Origin of the sequence: Streptomyces sp. AHU1 (genome assembly GCF_045343905.1) — a bacterium.
Classification (GTDB): domain Bacteria; phylum Actinomycetota; class Actinomycetes; order Streptomycetales; family Streptomycetaceae; genus Streptomyces; species Streptomyces triticiradicis.
On sequence record NZ_CP174283.1, the window covers coordinates 6,556,446 to 6,573,296 of the forward strand.

A 16,851-nucleotide genomic window follows, 5' to 3' on the forward strand; every position below is an offset into this window, starting at 1 on the left:
AGCGATCGCTCCGGACACGGGTAAGGCCCGCCCCCTCGAAAGGGGGCGGGCCTTACCCGTGCGCGTGGGGTTCGCCTACCGGCCGCCGTACTCCCGGCTCATCCGCTCGTAGAGCGCCCGGGCCCCCTCGCCCAGCTGCGGTCCCGCCAGCCAGGTGTGGGCGGCCGGGCCGATCGAGGTGTTCGAGACGAGCTCGGTCCTGCCGCCGACGACCCGGAACCAGCCGCCGCCGGAGGAACCGCCGGTCATGGTGCAGCCGATGCGGTACATCGTGGGCATGGCCGGGCTCAGCGAGAGGCGCCCCGGCCTGTCGACGCACTTGAACATGCTCAGCCCGTCGTACGGCGGCGCGGCCGGGTAGCCCCAGGCGCCCATCGGCCCGGCGTCCTGGGCGGACGGAGCGGAGAAGTCCACGTCCAGCGCGTCGCCGACGGTCTCCTCCAGCGACTTCGTGCCCTGCTCCGGCTTCACGTGCAGCACGGCGTAGTCGTACGGGGCACCCGCACCGCCCGTCTCGTCGCCGCCGGAGATCCACTCGTCGGAGGTCGAGGCCCAGTCCGCCCACCACTGGCCGTACGGCGCGACCTCCGGGGCGGTGGCACCGGCGAGCTGCGCCTCCGACCTGCCCCGGTCGTTGTAGGAGGGCACGAAGGCGATGTTGCGGTACCAGCCGCCCTTCTTCCCGGCGTGCACGCAGTGGCCCGCGGTCCACACCAGGTTGGACCTGCCGGGGTGGTTCACGTCCTTGACGACCGTGCCCGAGCAGACCATCGATCCCTCGGGGGAGTCGAAGAAGACCTTCCCGACCGGCGCGGCGTGGTCGTGGTACGGGGTCCGCTCGGCCTGCGCCGTCACCGGGGCCGGCTCCGGGTCGCTGACGCCCTGGTCCGCCGCCGCGTCCTGCGCGGAGATCGTCTTGGCCGGGTCCTGGGCGGACCTCATCCGCTCGGGCTTCCACAGCCCGGCGATCACCGGGTTGACGAAGTCCTCGGCCTCACCGAGCCACTGGTCCTTGTCCCAGTTCTTCCAGGCGCCGTCCTTCCACTTGTCGACGTCGATGCCGTGCTCTTTGAGCCTGTCCTTGATGCCGTCCGGAATCTCGATCTTGTCGTCGCCGCTCACGGACCCCCGCGACGCGGAGGCGGTGGGCCCGCCGTCCGCCCGGTCGTCACCGGAGTCGCAGGCGGTCGCGGTGAGTGCCAGGGCGGCCATGAGGCCGGTGGCGGCGAGGACCGTACGACGCGGTCCTGGGAATCGCATGGGTTCGTACCCCCCGGTCGTTCTCTGCTGCCGTGCCGACCGGGCGCGGGCCGCTCCCTGGGAATCCCACCGGACCGGCACCCCCCGCGCCCGTCCGTCCTACTTTGTCACGTCGTGGGTGTCACTGTCCGGCGAACTTCTTGCTCACCGAGTCGTACACGCCCTTGGCCACGTCGCCCAGCCGCGGACCCGCCAGCCAGCCGAACTTGACCGGGCCGATCGAGGTGTTGGACACCAGGGCCGGCTTGCCGTCCGAGCCCGCGGCCACCCAGCCGCCGCCCGAGGAACCGCCGGTCATCGTGCAGCCGATGCGGTACATGGTCGGGTCGGCCTGCGCGACCGAGAGCCGTCCCGGCCTGTCCGTGCACTGGTACAGCTTCTGGCCGTCGAACGGCGCCGCGGCCGGGTACCCGGTGGCCGTGATGCTCGACACCTTCGGCACGGCCGGGGCGTTGAAGTCCACCGGCAGCGCCGAACCCACCGTCTCCTCCAGGGACTTGCCGCCGCTGCCCTTCTCCGGCGTCACGTGCAGCACCGCGTAGTCGTACGAGGCCCCCTGGCCGCCCGTGGAACCGCCCTGCTCGATCCACTGGTCCGAGGTCTGCGCCCAGTCGCTCCACCAGATTCCGTACGGGGCGACCTCCTCGCGCGGGGCGTTCTGCAGCTGCGCCTCGGTCCTGCCCTGGTCGTTGTAGGAGGGCACGAAGGCGATGTTGCGGTACCAGCCGCCCTTCTTGCCGGCGTGCACGCAGTGGCCCGCGGTCCACACCAGGTTGGACTTGCCCGGGTGCGCCGGGTCCTCGACCACCGTCGCCGAGCAGACCATCGTGCCCTCGGGGGCGTCGAAGAACACCTTGCCCGCCACGGGCACGCTGGCGTGGTACGACGTCTTCACGGCCTGCGCCGTCACCGGGGCCGGTTCCGGGTCGGTGACGCCCTGGTCACCGGTGAGGTCGTTGTCGTCGACGCCCTTGTTCTTGTCCGGGTCCTCGGCATCGCGCATGCGGTCCGGGTTCCAGAGGCCCTTGATGATCGGGTTGATGAAGTCGTCGGCCTGGCGCAGCCACTCGTCCTTGTCCCAGTTCTTCCAGGCGCCGTCCTTCCACTTGTCGACGTCGATGCCGTGCTCTTTGAGCTTGTTCTTGATGTCGTCCGGGATCTGGATCTTCCCGTCACCGGCCTGGGACGCGGAGGCCGTCGGCTCACCGCTCGCCGTGTCGCTCCCCGAACCGCAGGCGGTGGCCGTCAGCGCCAGGGTCGCGGCGAGACCGACGGCGGCCAGGACGGGGGACGTTCTGCGGCGCGCGCTCCCGCCTCGGCGAGCGGCGAAGGGCGGGCGTATGGATCGCATGGTGTAACTCCCCCTGAGGGTGTGGGAACTGTGCGGCTGCGGGCACCTGAGCGGTTCGTCCGGCACGGCCGAACGGCATCACAGACTAGGCGTTCGCTGTGCGGGACATCCGACGGTACGGCAACGGTTCAGCTACGGGGCCGCGCCCCCTGACGCGCTGTTCTCCGACGGCCGGCCACCGGGGGCCGCCGGCCCTCCCGGCAAAGAACCGGTAAGGAACCCCGGATTCACCCGCTTCCCAACGCCGGTGACGTCGTTGGTACGTACGGGGGGCCTGCCGCCTGCGTCCGGACCCTCCTGCCAACTCGCCTCTGGACAGCGGGAGGACCTGAAGTCGTGGCCGTGACCGAGTCAGCGGTGGTGCCGGTGGGGACACCAGGGGAATCCGAGGGGGTACGGGACACCGGCTCCGGAGCGGCCGAGCGGGCGCGTGCGGCGCACGAGGGCATCCTGCGGCGCCAGTCGGCGCGCGAATCCGCGGCACGCACCTACGCGCGCGCCCTTCCGATCGTTCCCGTGCGGGCCCGCGGGCTGACGATCGAGGGGGCCGACGGGCGCCGCTACCTCGACTGCCTCTCCGGAGCCGGGACCCTGGCCCTCGGGCACAACCACCCCGTCGTCCTGGAGGCGGTCAGGAAGGTCCTCGACTCCGGGGCGCCCCTGCACGTCCTGGACCTCGCGACACCGGTCAAGGACGCCTTCACCACCGAGCTGTTCCGCACGCTCCCCCCGCGGTTCGCCGAGCGCGCGCGGGTCCAGTTCTGCGGACCGGCCGGGACGGACGCCGTGGAGGCCGCGTTCAAACTGGTGCGCGCGGCCACCGGCCGCAGCGGCATGCTCGCGTTCACCGGCGCCTACCACGGGATGACCGCGGGGGCGCTCGAAGCGTCCGGCGGCGCGACCGACGTACGCGTCGCGCGCCTGCCCTATCCGCAGGACTACCGCTGCCCGTTCGGCATCGGCGGCGACCGCGGCGCCGAACTCGCCGCGCGCTGGACGGAGTCCCTCCTCGACGACACCAAGTCGGGCGTGCCGCTCCCCGCCGGGATGATCCTCGAACCCGTCCAGGGCGAGGGCGGGGTCATTCCCGCGCCGGACACGTGGACACGGCGGATGCGCGAGATCACGCGCGCCCGGTCCATCCCGCTGATCGTGGACGAGGTCCAGACGGGTGTGGGCCGGACCGGCGCCTTCTGGGCGGTGGAACACAGCGGGATCACCCCGGACGTGATGGTGCTGTCCAAGGCCATCGGCGGCAGTCTGCCGCTGGCCGTCGTCGTCTACCGCGACGACCTCGACGTCTGGCAGCCCGGCGCCCACGCGGGCACGTTCCGCGGCAACCAACTGGCCATGGCCGCCGGCACGGCCACCTTGGCGTACGTCCGCGAGCACGGCCTCGCCGAACGCGCGGCGGCCCTCGGGGCCCGCATGCTGGACCGACTGCGCCCGCTCGCCACGGAGTTCGACTGCGTCGGTGACGTACGCGGCCGCGGCCTGATGATCGGCCTCGAACTCGTCGACCCCGAGGGGCCGCCGCACCCCGACCCGGACGGCCCCCGCCCCGCCGCCCCCGAACTCGCCGCCGCCGTCCAGCGGGAGTGCCTGCGCCGGGGCCTGATCGTGGAACTCGGGGGCCGCCGGTCGAGCGTCGTACGGCTCCTTCCCCCGCTGACGATCAGCGACGAACAGACGTCCGCCGTGCTCGACCGGCTCGCGGACGCGGTGAGCGCGGTGAGTGCGACGGCACGGGGGGACCGGCGACCCGGGAGGGACGGGGAACAGGGTGCCGACGGTCCCCGGTGACGGTCCGGCCGCTTCGGCACGGGGCGTACGCACGCGGACGGGACGCGCCGGAACCCCCGCCCGCGAAGGCCGTGGACCCGGCGGGCACCGGTCGGCGGCCGGCCCGTCCCGGACCGCCCCCGTCGCCCCCGCGGTCCCCTTCGGCCTCCCCTCCGCAGCAACCGGCCGGGAACGCCGAGAGCCCGACACACCCCGGTCCCGCCCCGGCCCCTCCCCGCACGAGCCCGAACGACCCGCAAGGAACTCCTCGTGAACGCCACCCCCGCACCCGACAGCCCTCCCTCCCCGTACGAGCGGGCGGTCCCCGGCACACCGGCCCCGCACCCGCCCGGACCGGAGTCCGTTCCCCGGCAGAAGGAGGCGGCCCGGGCGCCCGGACGGCCGGGCGGGACCACCGTCGACCTGCTCGATCTGCTGGATCACCCCGACACCCGGACGGCGGCGCAGGCGGCGGCGGTCGAGAACCTGCTGCGCTGCTGGGTGCGGGAGAACGACCTGGCCGCCCCCCACGACGGCACCCTTCGCATCGAGCTGCCGGCCAGCGGCACGGCCCTGCTCGTCCCCGTCCACCACTGGTCCCCCTCCGGCTGGCACCGCTTCGGGCTCCCCCTTCTCGCCGGCGCTCCCGAACAGGCACCGCCCGCCGACGCGGTGACGGTGGCGGCCCTGCTCGCGCGGCAGACGACCCCCGCCGCGGACACGAGTCACCCGGCGCCCCCCGACGAGCCGACCGGCGCGCCGGTCGGACCCGGACCCCGGTGCCCGGACAGCCCGGCCGGTGAAGGCGCCGACCTCGTCGGCCGCGTCGCCGACTCGGTCCGGCGCACCGCCGTGTTCATCAGGGACCGCAGGGAGCACCCCGCCGACCCGGCCGACCACTTCCTCGCCGCCGAACAGGCACTCCTCCTCGGCCACCCCCTGCATCCGACACCGAAGGGGCGCGAGGGCCTCTCCGACGCGGAAGGCAGGCTCTACTCACCCGAGTTGCGCGGCTCCTTCCCCCTGCACTGGATGGCGGTCGCCCCCTCGGTACTGGCATCCGACTCGGCGTGGACGGAACGCGGCCGCCCCGTGCCGGCGGAGCAGCTGACCATGCGGCTGGCCGGACCCGGCCTGTCCCTCCCCGACGGCTGCGCCGCCGTACTGCCCCTGCACCCCTGGCAGATGCGCGAGGTCCGGCACCGCCCCGAAACCGCGACCCTGCTGGACGCCGGACTGCTCCAGGACCTCGGCCCGCAGGGCACCCCATGGCACCCCACCTCCTCCGTCCGCACCGTCTACCGCTCCGACGCCCCCGCGATGCTGAAACTGTCGCTGGGACTGCGCATCACCAACTCCCGCCGGGAGAACCTGCGCAAGGAACTCCACCGCGGCGCGGAGGTCCACCGCCTGCTGCGCGGAGGCCTGTTCGAACAGTGGCAGTCCGTCCACCCCGGCTTCGACATCGTCCGCGACCCGTCCTGGCTCGCCGTCGACGGCCCGGACGGCGACCCGGTTCCCGGCCTCGACGTGGTGATCCGCCACAACCCGTTCGGACCGACGGACGACGTCGGCTGTGTCGCGGGACTGGTCTCGCCCAGGCCGTACGCCCGCCTGGGCACGCACAACCCGGCCGAGCGCGGCCCCTTCATGAGCTCCCGGCTCACCGAGATCGTCACCGGGCTCGCGAGCCGGACCGGCCGCCCGCGCGGCGCCGTCGCCGCCGAGTGGTTCCTGCGCTACCTCGAACAGGTCGTACGCCCCGTGCTCTGGCTGGATGGCGAGGCGGGCATCGCCCTGGAGGCGCACCAGCAGAACACCCTGCTCCTGCTGGACGCCGAAGGCTGGCCCGCGGGCGGCCGCTACCGGGACAACCAGGGCTACTACTTCCGCGAGTCCCGGCGCGCGGAACTCGACGGCCGGCTGCCCGGCATCGGGACGCACAGCGACACCTTCGTCCCCGACGAGGTCACCGACGAACGCTTCGCCTACTACCTCGGCATCAACAACGTGTTCGGCCTCATCGGGGCGTTCGGTTCCCAGCGGCTCGCCGACGAAGGCCTGCTGCTCGCCGCGTTCCGGCGCTTCCTCAGCGGCGTCGCCACCGGCCCGGACCGGCTGCGGACGCCGCTGCCCGCCCTGCTGCTCGACTCACCCGTCCTGCGCTGCAAGGCCAACCTGCTCACCCGGCTGCAGGGCCTCGACGAACTCGTCGGTCCCGTCGACACCCAGTCCGTCTACGCCACCATCTCCAACCCCCTCCACTCCTGAGGGTTCCTTCATTCCTGAGGGCCCCTTCATTCCTGAGGGCCCCTTCATTCCTGAGAAGCCTGCCCCGTCCCGTCTCCCGAGAGGAGCGTCGTCGTGCCTCCCACCGATGAGAGCACCGACGCCGGCACCGCCCGCGCCACCCGAACCGACCGGGGGGCCGGGCCCGGACCCCGCGCTGTCACCGGCCTCGACCCGAGCGCCGGAACGGACGGCGAGGACACGCTCGACCTGCGCCTCTCCGACGAGTTGATCGCGCTGTTCACAGGGGACACCGAGGCTCGGCACCGGACCGGGGAGGGACCGGGGAACGGGACCGCGGAACGGACTTCGGACAGGTCTTTCGGCGGAACCCGGGCCGGGGACGATCTGCTCGACCGCGTCGGCGACTGGGGGCCGGTCAAGACACCCGCGGGCGTTCTCCTCCTCGCTCCCGTGCACCCCGGCCACGACCTCCCCCTCGTCCACCGCTGGATGAACGACCCCGCCGTCGCGGAGTTCTGGGAGCTGGCGGGACCCGCGTCCGTGGTCGAGGAACACCTGCTCCGGCAGCTTGACGGCGACGGACGCAGCGTTCCGTGCGTCGGGGTGCTGGACGGCACCCCGATGAGCTACTGGGAGATCTACCGGGCGGATCTCGACCCCCTGGCGCGCCATTACCCCGCCCGGCCCCACGACACCGGGGTCCACCTCCTCATCGGAGGTGTCGCCGACCGCGGGCGAGGCCTCGGCTCGACCCTGCTCAGAGCCGTCGCCGACCAGGTGCTGGACGAGCGTCCTTCGTGCGCCCGTGTCGTCGCGGAACCCGATCTGCGCAACACCCCCTCCGTGTCCGCCTTCCTGAGCGCCGGTTTCCGGTTCGCCGCCGAGGTCGACCTGCCCGGCAAACGGGCGGCCCTCATGATCCGGGACCGGGCCCTGCGCGAGCTGTTGTAGGGCCGTCACCCGTGATCCACCGGTCGATCGCCCCCGATCAGGTCCCCCGCCGAGGAGTCTTGGTGCCCCACCCGTCCGACAGCCCGGACACCCGGGAGACACCGGTCCCGCACGTCCCGCACGTCCCGTACGAGGACCGCGCGACCGGGACCGGACCGCGGCCCGCCGTGCCCGGACGGCCGCCGCGACCGTCCGGCCCGCCCGCGTGCCGTCGCCCGCGGCACCGCTCCGGTCCTCCTCCACCAGCCGGGACGTTCCGGCCCGCGCCGGGCTCGGTCACACCGTCGGTTCCGGACTTGATCGCTCGGTTGTCAGTGGCGCCCCGTAGGCTGGCAGCGCTATGACGAAGCCCTCACTCCGCGAACTCCTCCACGCCGCCGTCACCGCTGTCGGCGGTACGGAGCGCCCCGGCCAGGTGACGATGGCCGAAGCCGTCGCCGGTGCCATCGACGACAACTCCCACCTGCTGGTCCAGGCGGGCACCGGTACCGGAAAGTCGCTCGGTTACCTGGTGCCCTCGCTCGCGCACGGCGAGCGGGTGGTCGTGGCGACCGCCACCCTGGCGCTCCAGCGCCAGCTCGTGGAGCGGGACCTGCCGCGCACCGTCGACGCGCTGCATCCGCTGCTGCGCCGCCGCCCCGAGTTCGCGATGCTGAAGGGCCGGTCGAACTACCTGTGCCTGCACCGCCTGCACGAGGGCGTGCCGCAGGACGAGGAGGAGGGCCTCTTCGACCCGTTCGAGGCGGCCGCGCCCAGCAGCAAGCTGGGGCAGGACCTGCTGCGGCTGCGCGACTGGTCGGACGAGACCGAGACCGGTGACCGCGACGACCTCACCCCCGGTGTCTCCGACCGGGCCTGGGGCCAGGTGTCGGTGTCCTCCCGGGAGTGCCTCGGCGCCACCAAATGCGCCTACGGAGCGGAGTGCTTCGCCGAGATGGCCCGTGAGCGGGCCAAGCTCGCCGAGGTCGTCGTCACCAATCACGCCCTGCTCGCGATCGACGCCATCGAGGGTGCGCCGGTCCTGCCGCAGCACGAGGTGCTGATCGTCGACGAGGCCCACGAGCTGGTCTCCAGGGTCACCGGCGTCGCCACCGGCGAGCTCACACCGGGGCAGGTCAACCGCGCCGTGCGCCGCGCCGCGAAGCTCGTCAACGAAAAGGCCGCCGACCAGCTCCAGACCGCCGCCGAAGGCTTCGAGCGCCTGATGGAGCTGGCCCTGCCGGGCCGCCTGGAGGAGATCCCCGAGGACCTCGGGTACGCGCTGATGGCGCTGCGCGACGCCGCCCGGACGGTGATCACCGCCCTCGGCTCCACCCGGGACAAGTCCGTCCAGGACGAGGACGCCGTGCGCAAGCAGGCACTGGCGTCCGTCGAGTCCGTGCACGCCGTGGCGGAGCGCATCGCCAACGGCTCCGAGTACGACGTCGTCTGGTACGAGCGCCACGACCGCTTCGGAGCCTCGCTCCGGGTCGCCCCGATGAACGTGTCCGGGCTCCTCAGGGAGAAGCTCTTCGCCGACCGCTCGGTCGTCCTGACGTCCGCGACCCTCAAGCTCGGCGGTGACTTCAACGGCGTGGGGGCGTCGGTGGGCCTCGCCCCGGAAGGCACGGAGGGCGAGGACCTCCCCCAGTGGAAGGGCGTCGACGTCGGCTCGCCCTTCGACTATCCCCGGCAGGGCATCCTCTACGTCGCCAGGCATCTGTCGCGCCCCGCCCGGGACGCCGACAGGGGTGACATGCTCGACGAGCTCACCGAGCTGATCCAGGCCGCGGGCGGTCGTACGCTCGGTCTGTTCTCCTCGATGCGCGCCGCCCAGCTCGCGGCGGAGGAGCTGCGGACCCGCATCCCCGAGTACCCGATCCTGCTCCAGGGCGAGGAGACGCTCGGCGAGCTGATCAAGAACTTCGCGGCGGACCCGAAGACCTGTCTGTTCGGCACGCTCTCGCTCTGGCAGGGCGTGGACGTGCCGGGCCCCAGCTGCCAGCTGGTCGTCATGGACAAGATCCCCTTCCCCCGGCCCGACGACCCGCTGATGAGCGCGCGCCAGAAGGCGGTCGAGGAGAACGGGGGGAACGGCTTCATGGCCGTCGCCGCCACCCACGCGGCCCTTCTCATGGCGCAGGGCGCCGGCCGTCTCGTCCGGGCGTCGGGTGACAAGGGTGTGGTCGCCGTGCTGGACCAGCGTCTGGCCACGGCCCGTTACGGCAGCTATCTGAAGGCCTCGCTCCCCGACTTCTGGTACACCACGGACCCGAACCAGGTCCGCAGGTCCCTGGCGGCGATCGACGAGAAGGCCCGAATGGCCGAGGAGTCGACGGCGAAGGCGGACGCCGAAGGGGAGACGGAGGAGGCGTAGCGCCGCCCCGGACGGCAACACCGTCCCGGAGAGCCCCGCCCCCGGCACTCCGGAACCACCACCGTCCCTCTGACACTCCACCCCCGGCACCTCGTGGCACCCCGATCCCCCTGGACCCTGCCCGACGGCCCGGGCCCCGGCACCTGCTGGGGTCCGCCTGGTCCCCGGTACTGCTGGGCGGTCTGGGCCTCTGGTACCTGCTGGGTCGCTTGGGTCCTGGTGCTGCTCGGTGACCTGGGCTCCGGTCAGAAAACACGCAGGACCCCGGAACCGGCGCAGTTGGTTCCGGGGCCCGGTCAGGGGCGGGGGCGGTGGAACGCCCGTCGCGGTGTCACACCCGGCGCAGTACGGCGACGACCTTTCCGAGGATGGTCGCCTCGTCACCGGGGATCGGCTGGTACGCCGAGTTGTGCGGCAGCAGCCACACGTGCCCGTCCTCGCGCTTGAAGCGCTTCACCGTGGCTTCGCCGTCCAGCATCGCGGCGACGATGTCGCCGTTCTCGGCGACCGGCTGGCGGCGGACCGTCACCCAGTCCCCGTCGCAGATGGCGGCCTCGATCATCGAGTCGCCGACGACCTTCAGGACGAACAGCTCTCCGTCGCCGACCAGCTGGCGGGGGAGGGGGAAGACGTCCTCCACCGACTCCTCGGCGAGGATCGGGCCACCGGCGGCGATACGGCCGACGAGCGGTACGTAGGACGCGGCCGGCTTGCCCGCCGTGTCCGTCGGCTGCACCGACGACTGGTCGGAGCCCCGCACCTCGTACGCGCGCGGTCGGTGCGGGTCCCGCCGCAGGAAGCCCTTGCGCTCCAGCGCCATCAGCTGGTGCGCGACGGAGGAGGTGCTGGAAAGGCCGACGGCCTGCCCGATCTCCCGCATCGACGGCGGGTAGCCGCGCCGCTGCACGGAGTCCCGGATCACCTCGATCACCCGGCGCTGCCGGTCCGTGAGTCCCGAGCTGTCGGCCCGGATGCCTGGAGGTCGGCCAGGCAGGGAGCGCTTTGGCCCCTCATGATTCGCGGCTTCGTTCATCACATGCACCGGCTCGAGTCGGCCCTGGGAGCGGTCCTGGGCGGTGATGGTGGCGCTGTCTGCGGTGGTGGTCACGTCGGCCCCTCTCGATGGTCTCCCTGCTGAACAACGGTAGTTGCTTTCGAAAGGTTGCGCCAAACACACGTTCGAGTGAAAAAACGCGAATTGCCTGACGTGAGCATGTGTCTGGGTGTATGGCTGGTGGCGGGCGGAAGGGCCCACTGCTGTACCCTTCACCGCCGGAGGCGGCAGCCGTGCCGACCGACCTGGGCCGCCGCCCAGTCTGCCATCCGACGGCCGACCGGCCGGGAACCGGCCTCCTTCCGTGCGTCGACCACGCTATCCCCGTGTGTCCGGGATGGGTATGCCTGTGCGGCACGTGCCCTTACGTGTACGACACGCGCGCGGTGGGCGAATTCGCGAACCGATCCCCACATCTAGTGGTTGGATTGCGCGGACATCCCAGAAGTTGTGGTCCCCCGGGTCTCCCGGCCCCCTGGCATCGCCTATGCTTGAGGCTGCTTCGAGGGGCCCGTGAGGCCCGGCGAGGTCCCTGAGTCGTGCTGTGAAGGAGGGTTGGAGCCATGCACTGCCCCTTCTGCAGGCACCCGGACAGCCGCGTCGTCGACAGCCGTACGACCGACGACGGCACGTCGATCCGCAGGCGCCGCCAGTGTCCCGACTGCTCCCGTCGTTTCACGACCGTGGAGACGTGCTCGCTGATGGTGGTGAAGCGGTCCGGTGTGACCGAGCCCTTCAGCCGCATCAAGGTCATCAACGGTGTGCGCAAGGCCTGCCAGGGACGGCCCGTCACCGAGGACGCGCTCGCCCAGCTCGGGCAGCGGGTCGAGGAGGCCGTGCGAGCCACCGGAAGCGCCGAGCTGACCACCCACGACGTGGGGCTGGCCATACTCGGACCCTTGCAGGAACTCGACCTCGTGGCCTACATGAGGTTCGCGTCCGTGTACCGGGCCTTCGACTCGCTCGACGACTTCGAAGCCGCCATCGCGGAACTCAGGCAGGTGAATCAGCGCCCCTCCGCGGACGACGACGTCCCGGACGCGGTGCGCCAGGAGACCGAGGACGGGACCGGCGGAACCGCGGAGGTCCCCGTGCCCGCCACCGCCGCCGACTGACCGCGGACCGGACCCCTCGGGGCGTCCGGACCCGCCCGCGGGCGGCGATCACAGACTTGCAGCGCACGGCCGTACCAGCGGCGCGCGCGGCATCAGACACAGACCGTGCCACGGGAAGTTCGCGGCACTTGAGCGCGTTTTAGCCTGTTACAGGGAGGCGGCATGACAGAGACGGCGAGCGGTCCGGCACGAGGTTCCCGCGCGAAGGGCGGAGCCAAGGGCAGCAAGGGACTGCGCATCGAGCGCATCCACACCACCCCCGGCGTGCACCCGTACGACGAGGTGGAGTGGGAGCGCCGTGACGTCGTCATGACCAACTGGCGCGACGGCTCGGTCAACTTCGAGCAGCGTGGCGTCGAGTTCCCCGGCTTCTGGTCGGTGAACGCGGTCAACATCGTCACCAGCAAGTACTTCCGCGGTGCCGTCGGCACCCCGCAGCGCGAGGTGAGCCTCAAGCAGCTCATCGACCGCATCGTGAAGACGTACCGGAAGGCCGGCGAGGACTTCAAGTACTTCTCCTCGCCCGCCGACGCCGAGATCTTCGAGCACGAGCTGGCGTACGCCCTCCTGCACCAGATCTTCAGCTTCAACAGCCCCGTCTGGTTCAACGTCGGGACCCCTCAGCCCCAGCAGGTCTCCGCCTGCTTCATCCTGTCCGTCGACGACTCCATGGAGTCGATCCTCGACTGGTACAAGGAAGAGGGCATGATCTTCAAGGGCGGCTCCGGTGCCGGCCTGAACCTCTCCCGCATCCGCTCCTCCAAGGAGCTCCTCTCCTCCGGCGGCAACGCCTCGGGTCCCGTCTCCTTCATGCGCGGCGCCGACGCCTCCGCAGGAACGATCAAGTCGGGCGGCGCCACCCGCCGTGCGGCCAAGATGGTCATCCTCGACGTCGACCACCCCGACATCGAGGACTTCATCGAGACCAAGGTCAAGGAGGAGGAGAAGATCCGCGCCCTGCGTGACGCGGGCTTCGACATGGACCTGGGTGGCGACGACATCACGTCCGTCCAGTACCAGAACGCCAACAACTCGGTCCGCGTGAACGACACGTTCATGAAGGCGGTCGAGCAGGGCGGCACGTTCGGCCTCACCTCGCGCATGACCGGAGAGGTCATCGAGGAGGTCGACGCCAAGTCCCTCTTCCGCAAGATGGCCGAGGCCGCCTGGGCCTGCGCCGACCCGGGCATCCAGTACGACGACACGATCAACCACTGGCACACGTGCCCGGAGTCCGGCCGTATCAACGGCTCGAACCCGTGCAGCGAGTACATGCACCTGGACAACACGTCCTGCAACCTCGCCTCGCTGAACCTGATGAAGTTCCTGAAGGACGACGGCAAGGGCCACCAGTCCTTCGACGTCGAGCGCTTCGCCCAGGTCGTCGAGCTGGTCATCACCGCGATGGACATCTCCATCTGCTTCGCCGACTTCCCGACCGAGAAGATCGGCGAGAACACCCGCGCCTTCCGCCAGCTCGGCATCGGCTACGCCAACCTCGGCGCCCTCCTCATGGCGACCGGCCACGCGTACGACTCCGACGGCGGCCGCGCGCTCGCCGGCGCCATCACCTCCCTGATGACCGGCACGTCCTACAAGCGGTCCGCCGAACTCGCCGCGGTCGTCGGCCCGTACGACGGCTACGCCCGCAACGCGCAGCCCCACCAGCGCGTCATGAAGCAGCACGCCGACGCCAACACCGCGGCCGTCCGCATGGACGACCTGGACACCCCGATCTGGGCCGCCGCCACGGAGGCCTGGCAGGACGTGATCCGCCTCGGCGAGAAGAACGGCTTCCGCAACGCGCAGGCCTCCGTCATCGCCCCGACCGGCACCATCGGTCTCGCGATGTCCTGCGACACCACCGGTCTCGAACCCGACCTCGCGCTGGTCAAGTTCAAGAAGCTGGTCGGCGGCGGTTCGATGCAGATCGTCAACGGCACCGTCCCGCAGGCCCTGCGCCGCCTGGGCTACCAGGAGGAGCAGATCGAGGCGATCGTCGCCCACATCGCCGAGCACGGCAATGTCGTCGACGCCCCGGGCCTCAAGCACGAGCACTACGAGGTCTTCGACTGCGCCATGGGCGAGCGCTCCATCTCCGCGATGGGCCACGTCCGCATGATGGCCGCGATCCAGCCCTGGATCTCCGGCGCGCTCTCCAAGACGGTCAACCTGCCGGAGACGGCGACCGTCGAGGACGTCGAGGAGGTCTACTTCGAGGCGTGGAAGATGGGCGTCAAGGCGCTCGCGATCTACCGCGACAACTGCAAGGTCGGCCAGCCCCTCTCCGCCAAGACCAAGGAGAAGGAGAAGGCCGAGGTCACGGCCAAGGCCGAGGAAACGATCCGCACCGCGGTCGAGAAGGTCGTCGAGTACCGCCCGGTCCGCAAGCGTCTGCCCAAGGGCCGTCCCGGCATCACCACGTCCTTCACGGTCGGCGGCGCCGAGGGTTACATGACCGCCAACTCCTACCCCGACGACGGTCTCGGCGAGGTCTTCCTGAAGATGTCGAAGCAGGGCTCCACCCTCGCGGGCATGATGGACGCCTTCTCGATCGCCGTCTCGGTCGGTCTGCAGTACGGCGTGCCGCTGGAGACCTACGTCTCGAAGTTCACCAACATGCGCTTCGAGCCGGCCGGCATGACCGACGACCCGGACGTGCGGATGGCGCAGTCGATCGTCGACTACATCTTCCGCCGCCTGGCGCTGGACTTCCTGCCCTTCGAGACGCGCTCCGCGCTCGGCATCCACTCCGCCGAGGAGCGCCAGCGTCACCTGGAGACGGGCTCCTACGAGCCCGCCGAGGACGAGGTCGACGTCGAGGGTCTGGCCCAGTCCGCGCCCCGCGCGCAGGAGCTGAAGGCCGTCGCCGCCCCCAAGGCCGAGGCCGTCGCGGTCGAGCCCGCCCCGAGGCAGGTCCACACCAGCGCCGAGCTGGTGGAGATGCAGCTGGGCATCCAGGCCGACGCCCCGCTCTGCTTCTCCTGCGGCACGAAGATGCAGCGGGCCGGTTCCTGCTACATCTGCGAGGGCTGCGGTTCGACGAGCGGTTGCAGCTGACGCCGGGCGCCCCTCGGGCGTGAACAGCTGATCAGGGCGGTGGAGCGGGCAGTCGGCTCCACCGCCCTCGGCGTTGCCGGGCGGGAGGCGGCCGCGTCCGTCGCGCGGACCGGCTCCCGGCGTCCCGCGTGCCGGTGCCCGAAGGCCGCGGACCGTGGCGGAATCCGCTTTTCCAGCGAAACGATCAACGGTTAGTCTCCCTCCGCGCGCACGGAGCGCGACGGGGAGGGCGGGGGACATGGCCGACAAGGTGGCCGGATCGAAGAGAGGCCTGAACGCGGGGGTCCAGGTCTTCGCGGCGGTGGTACTGGTCGCGGGCGTCACGGGGGGCGGATGGGGGCTGTCGCGGGTCCTTCCGAAGAGCGGCACCGATGAACCGGCCACCTGTGCCGACGGGCACGGCACCGCGTCGGCGAAGCGTGTCTCCGGCGCGCAGCTGTGCCGGGCGCTGAACCGCTCGGACCTGCCGGTCCTCCTCGGGACGCCCGACGAGCACGCGCGGACGGCCGACGGCGACGACGGCTGGATCACCCTCGACGGCGGCGCCAGGATGGCCAGCCCCGAGGCGAACGTCACGCTGAAGACCTACTGCGTGAAGCTGTCGGCCTCCGAGGACCGGTTCTCCGTCTCCCAGGGCCTCGATCTGCTGCCGAAGGCCGAGCCGAGGCAGATCCTCGGACACCCGGCGGTCCTCTACTCGGACCGGACGACCACCCTCACCCTCGATTCCGGCAAGGACGAGAACGGCCCGGGCGGTGTCGCCCGCAGCCTGCTGGTCGCCAAGGACGTGAAGGACGGGGGCGGTTCGTTCGAGATCTCCGTCTGGCGCCAGGACGACGTGGCGCCCGACGACGCGGCGCTGTTCCGCGTCGCCGAGCTGGTGCTGCCGACGGTCCCGGGCTGGAAGAGCGGCTGAGGACCCGCCGCGGGGCGGGCCGGGGACCGGGGGCCGGCACGGCGCGGGTACGGGGGCGCCGTGCCGTGCCTCAGGCCTCCTGCGGGCTGCCCATGACCCGGGCGAAGGTCGCCGGGTCGGTGTCGTAGCCGTGGAGGCCCGCGTGGAACGTCCACTCCCCGGAGTGGTCGCGCACGAACTCCCCGATGGTCGCGGCCGTCGAGCTCAGGACGTCGCCGAAGTCGCCCTCGGTCAGCACGGTGTAGCCCTCGCGCAGGCGGAAGCCGGGATGGAGGACACCGGCGAAGGTCCGGGCCTCGGTGCGCTGCTGGATGAGGACGCCGACGACCACGCGCGCGTAACGGCCGTCCAGGCGGTCGAGCTCCAGGGTCATGACCTCGTCCCAGCCGAAGCCCTTGCCGTCCTTGCTGTCACGGTTCAGATAGATGGTGCCGTCCGGCGAGCGGCTGCCGAAGTGCACCACGTAGTCGGGGTTCCCGTGCGGCGCGGACGCCAGATACGTCGCCGCGACGATGTCGAGATCGGTCGCGGGCTCACCCGCGGGACTGGGATCCCACTTGATCGCCAACTCGGCCTTGCGTATCCCCTTGTTGAGACCGTTCACCGGATGTCCCCTCCCCGTTCCTCGCCACTTGCCGAGCCAACTCCCCTGATAGCAGGGCAGGTTGTCCATCGTGCCACGCGGGCCGGGACACGCGCCCGGATCCACTCCGCCGGAGCGTGACCGACGCCACGTTCCGGGGCCTTACGATG

11 protein-coding genes are annotated in these 16,851 nt (G+C 71.5%); 7 read left to right on the forward strand and 4 right to left on the reverse strand.

Features of this window, described 5'->3' with window-relative positions:
* Positions 1-75: 75 nt before the first annotated feature.
* Together ACICHK_RS29215 and ACICHK_RS29220 are read right to left on the reverse strand one after the other, a co-directional pair.
* On the reverse strand, positions 76-1,260 hold the full coding sequence (locus ACICHK_RS29215) for a trypsin-like serine peptidase (protein WP_406839183.1): 1,185 nt from the start codon (positions 1,258-1,260) through the stop codon (positions 76-78).
* Between the two features lie 121 nt (positions 1,261-1,381).
* Positions 1,382-2,611: a trypsin-like serine peptidase gene (locus ACICHK_RS29220; RefSeq protein WP_406839184.1), complete on the reverse strand. Its 1,230-nt coding sequence runs from the start codon at positions 2,609-2,611 to the stop codon at positions 1,382-1,384.
* A 336-nt stretch (positions 2,612-2,947) separates the two neighbouring features.
* Between ACICHK_RS29220 and ACICHK_RS29225 the strand changes: the two genes are divergently transcribed.
* From ACICHK_RS29225 to ACICHK_RS29240, 4 genes are all read left to right on the forward strand, one after another.
* Positions 2,948-4,414 (forward strand): diaminobutyrate--2-oxoglutarate transaminase family protein, encoded by a 1,467-nt coding sequence (locus tag ACICHK_RS29225; protein WP_406839185.1) that lies wholly within the window; start codon positions 2,948-2,950, stop codon positions 4,412-4,414.
* 249 nt (positions 4,415-4,663) lie between these two features.
* Positions 4,664-6,664 (forward strand): IucA/IucC family protein, encoded by a 2,001-nt coding sequence (locus ACICHK_RS29230; protein WP_406839186.1) that lies wholly within the window; start codon positions 4,664-4,666, stop codon positions 6,662-6,664.
* 93 nt (positions 6,665-6,757) lie between these two features.
* Positions 6,758-7,597: a GNAT family N-acetyltransferase gene (locus ACICHK_RS29235; protein ID WP_406839187.1), complete on the forward strand. Its 840-nt coding sequence runs from the start codon at positions 6,758-6,760 to the stop codon at positions 7,595-7,597.
* 340 nt (positions 7,598-7,937) lie between these two features.
* Positions 7,938-9,953: an ATP-dependent DNA helicase gene (locus tag ACICHK_RS29240; RefSeq protein WP_406839188.1), complete on the forward strand. Its 2,016-nt coding sequence runs from the start codon at positions 7,938-7,940 to the stop codon at positions 9,951-9,953.
* Between the two features lie 331 nt (positions 9,954-10,284).
* Here the strand turns inward: ACICHK_RS29240 and lexA are convergent, their stop codons facing one another.
* A complete protein-coding gene (gene lexA / locus ACICHK_RS29245; protein ID WP_103549644.1) occupies positions 10,285-11,061 on the reverse strand; it encodes a transcriptional repressor LexA in 777 nt (258 codons plus the stop codon).
* Positions 11,062-11,570: 509 nt separating this feature from the next.
* Between lexA and nrdR the strand changes: the two genes are divergently transcribed.
* The 3 genes from nrdR (at position 11,571) to ACICHK_RS29260 (ending at position 16,098) form a co-directional block, all read left to right on the forward strand.
* Positions 11,571-12,122 (forward strand): transcriptional regulator NrdR, encoded by a 552-nt coding sequence (nrdR, locus tag ACICHK_RS29250; RefSeq protein WP_406839189.1) that lies wholly within the window; start codon positions 11,571-11,573, stop codon positions 12,120-12,122.
* 162 nt (positions 12,123-12,284) lie between these two features.
* Positions 12,285-15,182 (forward strand): vitamin B12-dependent ribonucleotide reductase, encoded by a 2,898-nt coding sequence (locus ACICHK_RS29255; RefSeq protein WP_406839190.1) that lies wholly within the window; start codon positions 12,285-12,287, stop codon positions 15,180-15,182.
* Positions 15,183-15,420: 238 nt separating this feature from the next.
* On the forward strand, positions 15,421-16,098 hold the full coding sequence (locus ACICHK_RS29260) for a DUF6215 domain-containing protein (RefSeq protein ID WP_406839191.1): 678 nt from the start codon (positions 15,421-15,423) through the stop codon (positions 16,096-16,098).
* Between the two features lie 70 nt (positions 16,099-16,168).
* On the opposite strand, the gene ACICHK_RS29265 is transcribed toward ACICHK_RS29260, so the two are convergent.
* Positions 16,169-16,702, reverse strand: a complete 534-nt coding sequence (locus tag ACICHK_RS29265; RefSeq protein ID WP_406839192.1) for a TerD family protein — start codon at positions 16,700-16,702, stop codon at positions 16,169-16,171.
* Positions 16,703-16,851: the final 149 nt, after the last annotated feature.

What these genes read in the sequence shown, in the direction of transcription:
- ACICHK_RS29215 (WP_406839183.1), bottom strand. Translation starts at nt 1,260, where the DNA reads ATGCGATTCCCAGGACCGCGTCGTACGGTCCTCGCCGCCACCGGCCTC.
- ACICHK_RS29220 (WP_406839184.1), bottom strand. Translation starts at nt 2,611, where the DNA reads ATGCGATCCATACGCCCGCCCTTCGCCGCTCGCCGAGGCGGGAGCGCG.
- ACICHK_RS29240 (WP_406839188.1), top strand. Translation starts at nt 7,938, where the DNA reads ATGACGAAGCCCTCACTCCGCGAACTCCTCCACGCCGCCGTCACCGCT.
- nrdR (WP_406839189.1), top strand. Translation starts at nt 11,571, where the DNA reads ATGCACTGCCCCTTCTGCAGGCACCCGGACAGCCGCGTCGTCGACAGC.
- ACICHK_RS29255 (WP_406839190.1), top strand. Translation starts at nt 12,285, where the DNA reads ATGACAGAGACGGCGAGCGGTCCGGCACGAGGTTCCCGCGCGAAGGGC.
- ACICHK_RS29260 (WP_406839191.1), top strand. Translation starts at nt 15,421, where the DNA reads ATGGCCGACAAGGTGGCCGGATCGAAGAGAGGCCTGAACGCGGGGGTC.